This window comes from Pseudovibrio sp. WM33 (assembly GCF_001623165.1).
Taxonomy (GTDB): Bacteria; Pseudomonadota; Alphaproteobacteria; order Rhizobiales; family Stappiaceae; genus Pseudovibrio.
On the sequence record NZ_LMCK01000025.1, the window covers coordinates 1 to 13,784 of the forward strand.

Sequence of the window (13,784 nt, forward strand, 5' to 3'; positions counted from 1 at the left end):
ATCGTATCAGAAGGCTCTCCAGTTTTCCTGAGCCAGTCCAAGCAGCCCGTCGATGACCTGATGGACAACACCTACTACGCACACAACGAGGTGATTGTCTCATCGAAGGAAGGCGTTCAACATAAACAAGGCGTAGATGCAACTGAGCCCATCAAGATCAAAGGCATCTTTCTCATAGATGCTGAACCCTCACCCGACACCATCGCGTTTCAGGAGTTTGAAGGTAAAAAGGCCCTGACTAAGGAAGAAAAATACCAGATCTTCATGGAACACGTCGAAAAGGTAGCCAAAAACCTCGGCGTACCGATCCTGTTTTTAGATGGCGAGAGCACGATGGCTTAATCTGATCGTTGATTTCCCGGTGAAGGCTCAGCCGTCTCGAGCCGGGTAAACACGATTTTGGAGAGATCTCAGCCTCCAAGGTTCATTTGACAGAGATATACAGGTAAGCAAAAAGCCCGACGCGTCTGCACCGGGCTCTTCAATCTTATAAAATCTAGTCAGCTTACTGGCAGAGGCTCTTGCCAACGCAATTCAGGTCTTCGCAAGCTTCTTTCAGGCGCTCAACAATGCCCAGTTCACCTTCACGCAGCCATTTGCGTGGGTCGTAAGCCTTCTTCGTTGGAGCACCAGTTTCCGGGTCGATCTGGTATTTGAAAGCATTTGCGTTTGCTTCCACATACGCACCAACCTTTTCAGAGAAGGCGAACTGTGTGTCGGTGTCGATGTTCATTTTGAACACGCCGTAGTTCAGGCTCTCTGTGATCTTGGATTTCTCAGAACCGGATCCACCGTGGAACACAAGTGCCAGCGGGTTTGCACCAAGGCTGTGAGTTTCGCTGACCAGCTTCTGGCTTTCACGCAGAATTTCAGGGCGCAGCTTCACGTTGCCTGGCTTGTAAACACCGTGCACGTTTCCGAAGGACGCAGCAACGGAGAAATGGCCAAGCGGGTTCAGACGGTCATAAGCCTGCAGGACATCTTCAGGCTGGGTGTAGAGCTTCGGATTGTCTGCACCAATGTCATCATCAGAACCGATACCGTCTTCTTCGCCACCAGTCACGCCCAGCTCAATCTCAAGGCTCATTTCCAGCGGAGCCATCATCTTCAGCAGGCGTTCGCTCTCAGATAGGTTAAACTCGATGTCTTCTGCAGAAAGATCCAGCATGTGAGAGGAGAACAGTGGCTTGCCATTTGCCTTGTAGAACGCCTCACCGTGTTTGATGAGCTCTTCCAGCCAAGGGATCAGGCTCTTGTCTGCATGGTCGGTGTGCAACACAACGCCAACACCGTAATGTTCTGCCAGAAGGTGCACATGCTGAGCTGCAGCAACTGCCCCAAGCACTTTTGCCTGGAAGCTGTCCTTGATGCCTTTACCGGCATAGAACTGCGCACCACCGTTGGAGAGCTGAACGATAATATCTGTATTGTTTGCAGCTGCTGCTTCAAGAACTGCGTTGATGGAGTCCGTTCCAACAACGTTGACCGCAGGCAAGGCGAACTTACCTTCGCGGCATGCTTCAATCAGGGTTTTATAGTCTTCACCAAAGATGACGCCCGGCTTGAGCTTTCCCATTTTTATAGGCTCCTGTGTAACAGCAGATAGGGGAGACAAAGTGCCTCACACTGTGAACTGGCAACAAAGCCGGACCATGGCCTTGGCCAGTTGCCGCGCACACTACTCAGCAATACGCAGAACTACAACATTTGTAAGGGCATTCTGAGGAATTTAATGGATTTAAGAGGCAAATCACTGGCCTTAAGCAGTAATTCCCGTCATGTAGAATTTGTGTTTTTCACAAGCAGCATCAGGAACCACAATCCCTGCGCAAGTTTCGGCATCGACCTAGGGGAATCAGAGGATGGACTGACCAGCCATCACACGGGCACTCAAGCCAATCGGCATAGACTGGATATCGCCTGCCAGAACCTCTAGAACAGGTCTGAGCTCAATGGCAGACCCATAGCGGCGCAGATGGGTAGAAAGCTCCATCAGAAGCGCCAGATCTGTCGAGACGAGCGTGCCAGCCCCGCATGAGCGCACAGCGTGCAGCAAACCACTCAGATCACCGGCCCCCAGTTCGGGAGAGATCGTCCCCTCTGGAGCGCCTTTCACTTGAGAAGCGCAAATCTGCGGCAGGTCAACAACGCTGACTTGCTCCATCTGACCCAGCAAAGTGCGGGAAGCCACCTGACTGCCAAACAGATTTGGGGCATCTGACACATCCAGAAACGCAACCTTACCTGCAAAACCCTGCAAGCTCTGCCCAAACTCAGGTGCAGCCAGCAGCAAATCAGACACCTCAAAGCATTTGCGCGTAAACTTGGTCGTGATCTTCGCCAGTTCCTCGGACTGCTCTGAGAGGAGAGGCGCATAGGCCCGCTCAAATACCTTGGCACAAAAAGGAGAAAGCACAGCCACATAGTCGTAATGACCAAACTGAGAAATCACCTCCTTCGCCATATCCCGCGCATCACCCAGTTCATTGGAGCGAAGCGACACAAGCCCGCAACAACTCTGAATGCTGGGTGCTTCAACTTCATAACCAGCTCTTTCCAGCAGATGAATTGCAGCTTTTATGAGGGAAGGACGAAAGAGATTGGTAGTGCAGGAAACAAACAAACCGACTAGGGCATCCTTCTTATATTTTGGGCGTCTTTGTCGGGCCATGAAAAGAAAAGTCCTGCAGTCTCGGAGCAATGCATAAATGAAATCGCTCAAACCTGCCTGCCACAATTCGAAGGGGACTTCAATGCATAAAAAGATTGCTTAGGTTTGGGGAAACCACCATAAATTTGCTATCAGAAGTATGGCACGCCGGGTAAGTTCAAAGACCACAATTTAGCATCAGAAATTTCAATTATTCATTATGTGAAGGCATCTGAATGATCCTCCAGTCAAACTCTAAGCTTATCTTTGAAGATAATTTTGATGGTCCTGCTCTCGATATAAATAAATGGTTGCCCAACTACCTCCCTCACTGGAGTTCCTTGGAATTGTCTGCGGCAAGTTATGAGATAACGGACAAAAAGCTCCGTTTGTTCATCTCTGAAAATCAACAATACTGGTCGCCAGAATTCGATGGAGAAAACAAGGTATCGGGTATCCAGACTGGGCATTTTGCAGGCCCCCTCAATAGCCCTCATGGGCAACACAGGTTCCGTGCTGGGCTTACAGTAAAGTCTGAGGTTCCTGAAATGCAGCTGTTCTTGCCACAATATTGTAGGCTGGACATACGTGTTCGTGCAAAATTGAAACCATGGAATTTAGCCGCGCTATGGCTGATCGGCTTTGAAGATCAGCCCGATCATTCTGGAGAAATTACGGTTTTTGAGATTTTTGGCAAGAGTGCGACGGAGAAAGAAGCTCAAGTCGGGCGTGGAATAAAACGAATTAATGATCCACTCCTCAAAGATGAGTTTGATGATAGCGTCTTGCCGATTGATGTCTCTGATTGGCACGTCTATTCAATAGACTGGTCTCCAAATAAGATCGATTTTTTCACTGATGGTGAGCTGGTTACAACAACCACTCAATCTCCAAATTATCCGATGCAGCTCATGTTGAACTTTTATGAGTTCCCTCACAGTGGCCCAAAGACACCAGAACAAGATGCCTGGATGGAAGTAGACTTCATTCGATGCTTTGCGCAATCAGAATAATGTCCATGCTTTTGATCTTGATAGGAGGTAGATAGCGCCTCGGCTAAGTGGAATTACTTTATCAGATGTCGGATACGGAGCCTACAGTATACATCTTGTGCCTATGTGCATTTTATGTGCGTACTTGCTAAGAAAAAACTATTGATTATCTTCCGGTCAGAACATCACTTAAAACAAGAAATCGGAAAATGAACATGAACCTGAAAAACGTCGCACTGAGCCGTTATTCCACCAAGGAATTTGATCCTACAAAGCAGATCTCTGCAGAGCAGTTTGACCACATTAAATCCTTGCTTCGCTTTAGCCCATCCAGCGTCAACTCACAGCCATGGCACTTTATCATCGCCGATACAACGGCAGGGCGCGAGCGCGTTTCGAAGGGAACACAGGGCATGTTCTCCTTCAACAACGGCAAGGTGCTCAACTCCTCCCACGTCATCGTCTTCTGCGTAAGAACAGACATTTCTGATGAATATCTGGACCGTCTACTGGAAGCGGAAGAACAAGACAAACGCTTCGCTGACCCAGCTGTAAAAGAAACAGTAAAAGCAGGCCGTGCCACCTTTGTTGGCATTCATCGTGACCAGTTGAAAGACGCTGACCATTGGATGGAAAAACAGGTCTATCTAAACATGGGAACCATCCTGCTGGGTGCAGGCGCGCTGGGCATTGATGCAGTGCCGATTGAAGGCGTAGATGCACAAGCACTGGACGAAGAGTTCGGCCTCACCGAAAAAGGCTACCGCGCAGTTGCTTTGATTGCCCTCGGCCATCGTCACGAAAGTGACTTCAACGCCTCCCTCCCAAAATCCCGCCTCCCAGAAGGCGAAATCTTCACAGAATTGGCCTAATCCGCTCTGTACTTAACGCCAAAAAAAGGGGTGCTTCATGCATCCCTTTTTACATGAAATGACCGAGTTTTATTCTGCAATTGGACTGTACGACACTACAATCAAAAGCAGGCGCACAAAGTCACCTCAATTGGCTGTCATCAAAATATGAGGGAGTCGAAAAACATATATACTTAGAAAGAGTTGAATGATGATCAGACCGTATCAGGAAGCGGACCTTCCAGCTGTGCTAGATATTTACGCGAAGTCCAAACTTGATGAGTTTGTCTATGAAGATAAGCAGTTTGAATTACTCCCGCTTGATCAGGACCCTAAGCGTTATACGAGTCTAATCACGTCGCAAATCTCAGTTTATGAAGAAGAGAAAATGCTGGCTTATGCAGCTCAGGATGGAGCTGATCTGAGATCATTGTTCGTCCACCCGAAAGGCAGAGGCAAAGGCATTGGCAGAACGCTCATGCAACACATGCTGGATAGGACTGAGGGGGAGGCAACTCTCTATGTCGCTAAATCCAACCTGCCGGCCAAGCGGCTCTATGAGCAATTTGGTTTTGTCATTACCAGTGAGTTCCTCACCGAGTACAATGGCATCCCAATCCTTGCAAACAAGATGGTGCGTAAGGCAGAGGTATGAGCGTACGCCAATAAAAAAGGGCCGCAGAACTGCGACCCCCGATCTTTAGAATCTCTGGAATCCAATTATTTCTTGGAGCCGTCTTTATTGAACTGAGCGAGGTACGCAATAACGTCCTGACGCTGAGTTTCTTTCTTAAGACCAGCGAAAGCCATCTTACCTTTCGGGATAACTTTCTTCGGTTTTGTAAGGTATGCGTCCAGGGTAGCTGCGTCCCAAGCTTTACCTTCTTCTTTACCTGCCAGAAGAGGCTTGGAATACTTGTAGCCTTCGACTTCACCCCAACCAGCATCGATGATGCCATTGAGTTTAGGTCCTACCTTGTTCTTGGCTTTTTCACCAACAGCATGACAAGCCTTACATTTTTTGAAAACTTTTGCGCCCTTAGCAATATCGCCTTCAGCGAAGGCCGCACCAGAACTCAACAGCAATGCAAGCGCTGCAACGACGCCAAACTGCTTCATATTTTATCCTTCCCACTATATCCTAAGAGATAACCGCGAATAGAGAACAACATAGTCTAACTCATGGGGTAGTTCCCACAGATTCGACGTTACCTTCGTATATATTGTTACGGCATATTGTCGCGGACGGAATTGATCATAAGCATAAACGACTGAAAATAACTTGCTTTGAGTCAAACTCACCAAAAACTGAAGCCGTTGTTTTGTGGGCGACAATAGACTTAATGCGGCTTTTATCTTTGCAAAAATTATGAGAGTCTCAGCTATTGTATTCAGTAAGTACGGTTGGGTTGGTGGCTTGGAAATATAGTTTCAAATCACAACTCAGGAGGGAGGCCTGATGGCAGCGATCGCGATGCCAAAACCGTCACAGGAAACACTAAAAAAGCGCTCCAAAATCGTCGCTGATTTGCAAAAAATCGTGCGTGGAGAAGGTGTTATCTGCGATGAAATCGAGATGCGTCCCTATGAGACGGATGCCTTGACGGCATACCGCCAACTGCCGCTTGTGGTGGTCTTGCCTGAGACCGTGGATCAGGTCTCGAGAGTGCTCAAGTACTGCTATGACAATGATGTAAAAGTGGTGCCTCGTGGTGCCGGGACTTCCCTGTCTGGCGGTGCATTGCCGTTGGAAGACGGCGTTTTGCTGTCCATGATGAAATTTAACCGGATTTTGGAAATAGATCTGGAAAACCGGGCAGTTGTGACCCAGCCGGGTGTAACCAACCTGGGGATTACGACGGCTGTTCAGCAGGATGGCTTCTATTATGCTCCTGATCCGTCTTCTCAAATCGCCTGTTCCATTGGCGGTAACATCGCAGAAAACTCCGGCGGCGTGCACTCCCTCAAATACGGTTTGACCACCAACAACCTGTTGGGGCTGGAAATCGTTCTCATCACTGGAGAGGTGATCCGCCTCGGCGGCAAACATCTGGATTCTGAGGCCTACGACTTGCTGGCCCTGCTTACAGGGTCCGAAGGATTGCTTGCCATTGTCACTGAAGTCACTGTCCGCGTTTTACAAAAACCGGAAACAGCACGCGCTGCACTCATCGGCTTCCCAAGCTCGGAAGAAGCAGGCAAATGTGTTGCTGAAATCATCGGAGCGGGCATTATTCCCGGTGGCATGGAGCTTATGGACAAGCTCGCCATTGATGCTGCCGAGGACTTCGTACATGCAGGATATCCGCTGGATGTTGACGCCCTCATGATCGTGGAACTGGATGGACCTGAGGCTGAGGTTGACGATCTGCTCAAGCGCGTCAGTGCAATCGCAGAAAAGAATGGCTCATCTTACCTGCACGTCTCTCAGTCAGAAGAGGAGCGCAATACATTCTGGGCAGGGCGTAAGGCTGCGTTCCCGGCGGTCGGTCGCATCTCGCCGGATTATTTGTGCATGGACGGCACCATCCCACGCGCAGCTCTGCCACAAGTCCTGCAAGAGATGCAGGAGCTGAGCGAAAAACACGGGTTACGCGTCGCTAACGTGTTCCACGCAGGTGATGGAAACTTGCATCCACTCATTCTTTATGACGCTAATATTCCCGGCGAGCTGGCAGCAGCAGAAGCCTTTGGCGCAGATATCCTGCGCCTCTGCGTAAAAGTGGGCGGTGTCCTCACAGGAGAACATGGCGTCGGGATTGAGAAACGCGATCTCATGCCGGAAATGTACTCTGAGGATGACCTGAAACAGCAGCAACGCGTGAAGTGCGCGTTTGATGAGAAGCAGCTTCTCAATCCGGGCAAGATGTTCCCGGTCCTGCATCGCTGTGCGGAGCTTGGCTTCATGCACGTACATCAAGGCCAGTTGCCATTCCCGGATATTCCACGCTTCTAGAGCGTGATCCTAAGACAAGAGAACAGGACGAAACCATGGGAGAGGGTTTCCACCCAACAACAGCTGAGGAGTTGGAGGCGGTCGTCAAATGGGCCGCCGCCGAGCGAACTCCGCTGGAAGTGATCGGCAGTGGCTCCAAACGCAACTGGGGCAGGGCAGTGCAGTCCGCGCATACGCTGCGCGTAGACGGCATTGCTGGCGTGATCGACTATGAACCGGCAGAACTGGTGCTCACGGTCAAGGCGGGCACGTCACTGACGGACGTTCAGACCCTCTTGAAGGAGCATAATCAGGAACTCCCCTTTGAACCGGCAGATCTCAGTGCTGTTTTGGGAGTGCCAGTTCAGGCAGGCACCATCGGCGGTGTTTTGGCAACAAACCTGTCTGGCCCACGTCGCCTCAAAGCCGGTGCGGCGCGCGACCATGTGCTTGGTCTGGAAGCTGTTTCTGGGCGTGGTGAGATCTTCAAGGCAGGTGGGCGCGTAGTGAAAAACGTGACCGGTTATGATCTGTCACGCGGCTTCTGCTCCTCATGGGGCACTCTCGCCGTTGCCACAAGCTTCTCCATCAAAGTCCTCCCACGAGCAGCCAAAGAATGCACCTTCGTATTGCTAGGCCTGACCTCGCAAGAAGCATCCAGTGCCATGTCAGAAGCCATGGGTTCTTCAGCAGAGGTTTCTTCCGCAGCTCATCTGCCCAAAGGCTTCTGCCCGCTTTCACAAGAACATTCCATCACCTTACTCAGACTGGAAGGCATTCCCGTTTCCATCGAATATCGTTTGGATAAGCTTCGTAGCATCCTGAAACGCTTTCCATCGCAGGAGCTCATTGAAGGGCAGGCCTCCCGCAAAACTTGGGGTGATCTGCGTGACCTCATTCCGTTTGCCGGAAGTGACAAGCCGCTCTGGAAGCTTTCGGTCTCCCCGACTGCAGGCCAACAAGTGATTGCTGAGCTGGAAAAACGATTTGCGATCAGATGGATGATGGATTGGGCTGGTGGTCTTGTCTGGGTAGAAATGGAAGGTGAAGGACCTCATGATGTTCCTCTGCGCCGGATCATCACGGAAAACGGAGGTGGACACGCAACGCTCCTGAGAGGGAGTGTTGAACTCCGTGCCAGTGTTGATGTCTTCCAGCCGCAAGCAGAGACGTTAATGGGTCTTTCAAAACGTCTAAAAGCACAGTTTGATCCACACGGAATCCTCAATCCGGGCCGAATGTACGCGGGGATCTAGGTCATGCAAACCAACTTTACACCAGAACAACTCAAAGATAGCGCGACAGCAGTCTCCGAACAGATCCTGCGCAAATGTGTGCACTGCGGGTTTTGTACCGCAAGGTGCCCGACCTTCGCGCTGCTGGGAGATGAGCTGGACAGTCCACGTGGTCGCATCTATCTCATCAAAGAGATGCTGGAAAACGACCGCCCTGCAGATGCCAAAACGGTCAAGCATATCGACCGCTGCCTGTCCTGCTTGTCTTGCATGACCACATGCCCTTCGGGTGTGAACTACATGCATCTGGTGGATCACGCTCGCATCCATATCGAACGCACCTACAAGCGTCCGTTGCAAGACCGGCTGCTCAGAGCAGTGCTACAGGCCATTCTTCCCAAACCGGGCCGTTTCCGTCTTGCCATCGCAGCCGCCTTCTATGGTCGCCCACTTGCTGGGCTCATGAAGAAATGCGGCGGCACGCTTGCAAAGCTGGGTACCCTTCTGGCGCTGGCTCCGACCAAATCTGCAATGCCCTCCCAGTTTGCAGGACAGGAAACCATTGCGCCGAAAGTGCAGAAGAGAGGCCGTGTCGCCATCCTGAAAGGTTGCGCACAAAGCGTCCTTGCCCCGTCGATCAATGATGCAGCTACCCGCTTACTTACCCGCATCGGCTATGAAGTGGTCTTCCCGAAAGGCGAGGGCTGTTGTGGTGCGCTCGTTCATCATATGGGCAAGGAAGAAGCCTCTAACGAACAGGCCAAAGCCAACATTGATGCATGGATGAGAGAGATGGAAGATGAGGGGCTCGATTCTGTTATCATCACCGCGTCTGGCTGTGGTACCACCATCAAAGACTATGGCTTCATGTTGCGCGATGACCCGCAATACGCCGCGAAAGCTCAACAAATCTCGCAGATGTCGAAGGATATCGTTGAGTTTCTGATTGAACAGGATTTGGGCGAAGCACAGCCGCACGAAGAGCTGACCATCGCCTACCACTCTGCCTGCTCCATGCAACATGGCCAGAAGATCACCTGGCAACCGAAGAAGCTGCTACAAAATGCTGGCTTCACAGTCAAAGAACCTCTGGAAGGTCACCTTTGCTGTGGGTCGGCTGGTACCTACAACATCATGCAGCCCAAAATTGCCACTGCTCTGCGAGACCGCAAAGTAAGCAATCTGGAAGCTACCCAGCCAGACCTCGTCGCCACCGGCAACATCGGCTGCATCACCCAAATCTCCAGCGGCACCCAAATCCCGGTCATCCATAGCATCGAGCTTCTGGATTGGGCCTACGGTGGTCCAAAACCGCAACAACTTGCAAGCAACTAATGAAAGGTTGAGGAGGGGCGAGCTCCTCTACTCGACGTGGATGTGGTCTTCAGAGTGGATCCTGCAACTGACTTTCCCGCCAATTTCACCTTCTAACTGGCGAAGCTCCTTGGCTAATTGAGGGGGGAGTTGAACCACTTCAACTGCGCCGGGCGTAACCGCGACGACTTGGGTATGCCAATCTCCAGCAAAAACCAAACCAGTCTCGTGAGCGAGTAGCAACAGGCTCAGCATACTGGCGAAACAGCCAAGCAGGATGGCTGCAAGTGTATACCGATTGAGTGATGGTCCCTGGTCTTTCAGGCAATCCTCCAGAACACCACGGATTTGGGTGATGTCTTCAGAGTTCAAAGGCTCATTCAGCAGCTCAATGGGTGAGCGTTCCTCGCTCGTGTGTTGTGAAGGAGAGGTGTTGCTCTCTTCATCAACTCCGTCAACAACTGGTCGTAGACACTCAAAAACAGGTACATAGCCCATGTCCGGCAACCGGATCTGCATGTGATGGGCATCAGGGTGTGCGTCGTTGTAACCCCGCAGAAGAGACCGCAAGCGCGAGATGTTGACCCGCACAATTGGGTTTTCACGCGGATTAAATCCCTCAGATAAATTGAAGACCCTCTGTCCAATAACTTGCTCTTTGAGGTCTTCTTCCTGTTTGGAGAGTTTACGCTCGACGAGAAATGTCAGGAGGGCAGTTAGTTTCGGGCTTCGCCTGAAGTTGGGGCTGGACAAAATACTGGAAAGAGTTGCGACCACTTCGTCCTTGCTGATGACTAGTCCATTCTTCTTGGTACACATACGCGGCACTCCCAAAACACACAGATGTGGCCTGGGGGAAAAGTCCCTCAATCAGATGGTCAGCAACGGCACATTCACATAATAAGTCTGTTTAAAGACAGACCTTTATTTTTTGATGCTTTGCCGTTAACTGGGGTACGGCAAGCAACTTGAAGTTGTTACATTATCATAGGTTCCTGTACCCAGGATTGCAACAAACGTGCATGTCTAGCGCACATAGACCTTTGCGCCAACCGGAACCATATTATACAGCTCCGCCACATCTTCGTTTCTCATACGAATGCAGCCGGAAGAAACTGCTTGGCCAATCGTCCATGGTTCATTCGAGCCATGAATACGGTAAAGCGTTGAGCCCAGATAAAGTGCACGCGCGCCCAATGGGTTACGCGGTCCGCCTGGCATGTAACGGGGAAGGCTTGGTTGCCGTTTCAGCATCTCTGAAGGTGGCCGCCAGTCTGGCCACTCACGCTTACGGGTAACTTTGTGAACGCCAGCCCATTCAAAACCTGGACGGCCAACGCCCACGCCATAACGGCGGGCCTTGCCATTGCTTTGCACCAGGTAAAGATATCGTGATGTCGTATCGATCACGACAGATCCGGGTGAATACGAGGTGTTGTAGCTCACTGTCGTCGGCAAGAATTGTTTGGGAACACGGCGATCGTACCGCTTTGATGTCGTACGCGACCGTCTTGCTTGCTTTGCAGATCCACGAAGGTTCTGGACAGCCTTGGCTTGGGATCGCGGGATTTGCACAACCCACGGATTTGCAAGATCAGGGCTAAGGACAAGTGGAGGTGCAGAGGCGCGCGGCTTGTACTCTGCTTGCGCAGCAGTACCAAACGCACAAACTAAGCTACCCACGCCGAACAAAGTAACAAACCAGTTTGCTTTGCTTTTTGCCGTTGCTCCAAACATTCCACACTCCTCTGGACCTTGCCAATGACCCGATGTCCTCGGGAAAACTAGGAGTTGCAGTTCTAATAATCGTTAAAATTATCAATGTAATTAATGCTAGTTCAAACTAAGGTTAACCAATTGTTACTGGGTTATGCGGCCAATCGTCGAATTTATCCTTAAAAATCAATGGTGATAAATCTAAGGTAATAATTAACACTCTAAGAAGTATGTGAGTAGTGACCGGCGTGCAGGAGTGCGAATCGTGCCCATCTTACTTATGGGTGCATGGACGCGTCTTGTGACCGGGATTGCTATTTAAAACCTGTAATTGAGAGCCTGTCTTCGTAAGCCTGTGCCAGTTTGCGAAGAAAGGGCGGAAAACAAAAGAGGGTGCATCGCCGGACAGGAGTAGCGACGGTGTGGTCCTCATTAGGAAGCGTATTAGCTTCATGAGTTCGGGGTTGGGATGTCAGTTGTAAGAAAAACCTTTCGTGCAGAGGCTCAGTTCGGAGTGCGTAGCAAACGCACCGAAGTAAGCACTCCGATTCAGGACAATGGTGAAGAGTTGCGTCACCAGCAGATCATGGAAGAAATTGCCAGCTTGAAAGAGTTGGTAGGATCTCCAGCAACTGACCCACAAGAACTGTCCCGACGCGTCGCAGAAGAACTGCGTGAGGAAATCGGCGAGGCCGCAAAGCTCAAGGGTGAGCTGGATGCGATTTATCAGGCAATCGCTGAGACCAAGAATGAAATTGCTGCTCTTCACAACAAGGCAAGCGTAGACAATGACGAGCGTGGCCGCGTGACATTGGAGCTGGGCGCGATTGTATCCGGCACCGAAGGGGCGACTGAACAAATCCTGACCGCAGCTGAAGTCATCGACCAGAGCGCGGCAACCGTCATGCCAATGGTCCCAAGTGAGCATGAAGGCCTTGTCACTGACATTCATGAGCAGGTGGTGTCGATCTTTGAAGCCTGTAACTTCCAGGATTTGACTGGCCAGCGCATCAGCAAGGTAGTGAACACCTTGTCATTCGTCGAAGAGCGCATCATCCGTATGATTGAGATCTGGGGCGGTATTGAAAGCTTCAAGGAGATCAGTGATCGTATTGCCTCTGATAAAGAGGGCGATGATTCCGCACTGCTTCACGGTCCGGCTTTGGATGTGGAAGCTGGTACCGTGACACAGGATGACATTGACGCTTTGTTCGATTGATCTTTCCGAAAAGTGATATGCAGATGGCTTGCTATTTTGGCAAGCCAATGCTTTATAAGAGAACATAACATAAACATTTTGAGCGGGTTAGTGAGGGTGACTGATGGTCGCCCAACAAGAACCTGCAAAGACAATTGACCAAGAAGGGCAAGGCAATGGACCAGAACTCAACACCGATTGCTGAAGGACTGATCCGCGGAGAAGATGGCAAAGACCGCTGCTGGTGGCATGGCGGAGATCCGTTCTATCAGGCCTATCATGACGATGAGTGGGGGCATCCGGTCACCAACGACATCCGCCTTTTTGAAAAGATCTGTCTCGAAGGTTTCCAGTCCGGCCTGTCCTGGATCACTATCCTGCGAAAGCGTGAGAACTTCCGCGCTGGCTTTGCAGGTTTTGATTTTGAGAAGGTCGCAAAGTTCACACAAAATGACATCGAGCGCCTTGTTCAGGATGCCGGCATCATCCGTCACCGCGGCAAGATCAATTCCACCATCAACAACGCCAATCGGGCACTGGAAATGCGTGAGGAGTTCGGCTCACTCGCAGCTTACTTCTGGAAGTGGGAACCAGCCCCGGATCAACGCCCTGAGACCTGTGATTACGCCAACCTGAAGACACTCGGCAAAACCGAAATCTCCACGGCCATTTCCAAAGATCTCAAAAAACGCGGATGGTCCTTCGTCGGCCCAACCACCGTCTACGCCTTCATGCAAGCTATGGGCATGGTCAATGATCACCTCGAAGGCTGCTGTTGCCGGGACATCGTTGAGGCCAAACGCGAGGCTTTGGTGCGCCCTGTGAAGAGCTAGTAGAAGTTCTGCTGAAATGGATGACGAGGTGAGGGGGCTTAATGCACCAGTCACCTCGTA

Annotated in this window: 14 protein-coding genes; 9 read left to right on the forward strand and 5 right to left on the reverse strand. The window is 50.8% G+C overall.

Features of this window, described 5'->3' with window-relative positions; genetic code table 11:
* Positions 1–342 (forward strand): hypothetical protein (locus PsWM33_RS27285; protein ID WP_193778366.1); only part of this gene is annotated, 342 nt, incomplete at its 5' end.
* A 163-nt stretch (positions 343–505) separates the two neighbouring features.
* Here PsWM33_RS27285 and fbaA read toward each other — a convergent pair.
* Positions 506–1,576: a class II fructose-bisphosphate aldolase gene (gene fbaA, locus PsWM33_RS06595; protein ID WP_063287135.1), complete on the reverse strand. Its 1,071-nt coding sequence runs from the start codon at positions 1,574–1,576 to the stop codon at positions 506–508.
* A gap of 279 nt (positions 1,577–1,855) precedes the next feature.
* Entirely contained in the window at positions 1,856–2,671 is an 816-nt protein-coding gene (locus tag PsWM33_RS06600) for a (Fe-S)-binding protein (RefSeq protein ID WP_063299630.1), read from the reverse strand.
* A 215-nt stretch (positions 2,672–2,886) separates the two neighbouring features.
* On the opposite strand from PsWM33_RS06600, the gene PsWM33_RS06605 reads away from it, so the two are divergent.
* The 3 genes from PsWM33_RS06605 to PsWM33_RS06615 all read left to right on the forward strand — a co-directional run bounded on the left by PsWM33_RS06605 (position 2,887) and on the right by PsWM33_RS06615 (position 5,148).
* A complete protein-coding gene (locus PsWM33_RS06605) occupies positions 2,887–3,663 on the forward strand; it encodes a glycoside hydrolase family 16 protein (protein WP_063299631.1) in 777 nt (258 codons plus the stop codon).
* Between the two features lie 194 nt (positions 3,664–3,857).
* Complete coding sequence (nfsB, locus tag PsWM33_RS06610) at positions 3,858–4,514, forward strand: oxygen-insensitive NAD(P)H nitroreductase (protein WP_063299666.1); 657 nt, start codon at positions 3,858–3,860, stop codon at positions 4,512–4,514.
* Positions 4,515–4,701: 187 nt separating this feature from the next.
* Positions 4,702–5,148 carry a GNAT family N-acetyltransferase gene (locus PsWM33_RS06615; protein WP_063299632.1) on the forward strand — a complete coding sequence of 149 codons (447 nt, stop codon included), beginning with the start codon at positions 4,702–4,704 and terminating at the stop codon, positions 5,146–5,148.
* A 65-nt stretch (positions 5,149–5,213) separates the two neighbouring features.
* Here the strand turns inward: PsWM33_RS06615 and PsWM33_RS06620 are convergent, their stop codons facing one another.
* Entirely contained in the window at positions 5,214–5,612 is a 399-nt protein-coding gene (locus PsWM33_RS06620; protein ID WP_063299633.1) for a c-type cytochrome, read from the reverse strand.
* A 340-nt stretch (positions 5,613–5,952) separates the two neighbouring features.
* Here PsWM33_RS06620 and PsWM33_RS06625 point away from each other — a divergent pair, with 340 nt between their 5' ends.
* Genes PsWM33_RS06625 through glcF form a run of 3 tightly spaced genes read left to right on the forward strand, consistent with a single transcriptional unit; the run spans position 5,953 to position 9,998 of the window.
* Positions 5,953–7,449 (forward strand): FAD-linked oxidase C-terminal domain-containing protein, encoded by a 1,497-nt coding sequence (locus PsWM33_RS06625; protein ID WP_063299634.1) that lies wholly within the window; start codon positions 5,953–5,955, stop codon positions 7,447–7,449.
* A gap of 35 nt (positions 7,450–7,484) precedes the next feature.
* A complete protein-coding gene (glcE, locus tag PsWM33_RS06630; RefSeq protein ID WP_063295446.1) occupies positions 7,485–8,684 on the forward strand; it encodes a glycolate oxidase subunit GlcE in 1,200 nt (399 codons plus the stop codon).
* Positions 8,685–8,687: 3 nt separating this feature from the next.
* Positions 8,688–9,998 (forward strand): glycolate oxidase subunit GlcF, encoded by a 1,311-nt coding sequence (gene glcF, locus PsWM33_RS06635; protein WP_063299635.1) that lies wholly within the window; start codon positions 8,688–8,690, stop codon positions 9,996–9,998.
* A 27-nt stretch (positions 9,999–10,025) separates the two neighbouring features.
* Here the strand turns inward: glcF and PsWM33_RS06640 are convergent, their stop codons facing one another.
* Positions 10,026–10,796, reverse strand: a complete 771-nt coding sequence (locus PsWM33_RS06640; RefSeq protein ID WP_063295448.1) for a hypothetical protein — start codon at positions 10,794–10,796, stop codon at positions 10,026–10,028.
* Between the two features lie 207 nt (positions 10,797–11,003).
* The gene (locus PsWM33_RS06645; RefSeq protein WP_063299636.1) at positions 11,004–11,714 is read right to left on the reverse strand and encodes a L,D-transpeptidase; all 711 of its coding nucleotides are present in this window, start codon (positions 11,712–11,714) and stop codon (positions 11,004–11,006) included.
* 448 nt (positions 11,715–12,162) lie between these two features.
* On the opposite strand from PsWM33_RS06645, the gene PsWM33_RS06650 reads away from it, so the two are divergent.
* Positions 12,163–12,912 carry a protein phosphatase CheZ gene (locus tag PsWM33_RS06650; protein ID WP_063287144.1) on the forward strand — a complete coding sequence of 250 codons (750 nt, stop codon included), beginning with the start codon at positions 12,163–12,165 and terminating at the stop codon, positions 12,910–12,912.
* Positions 12,913–13,067: 155 nt separating this feature from the next.
* Complete coding sequence (locus PsWM33_RS06655) at positions 13,068–13,724, forward strand: DNA-3-methyladenine glycosylase I (protein ID WP_082826904.1); 657 nt, start codon at positions 13,068–13,070, stop codon at positions 13,722–13,724.
* The last annotated feature ends 60 nt before the right edge of the window (positions 13,725–13,784 follow it).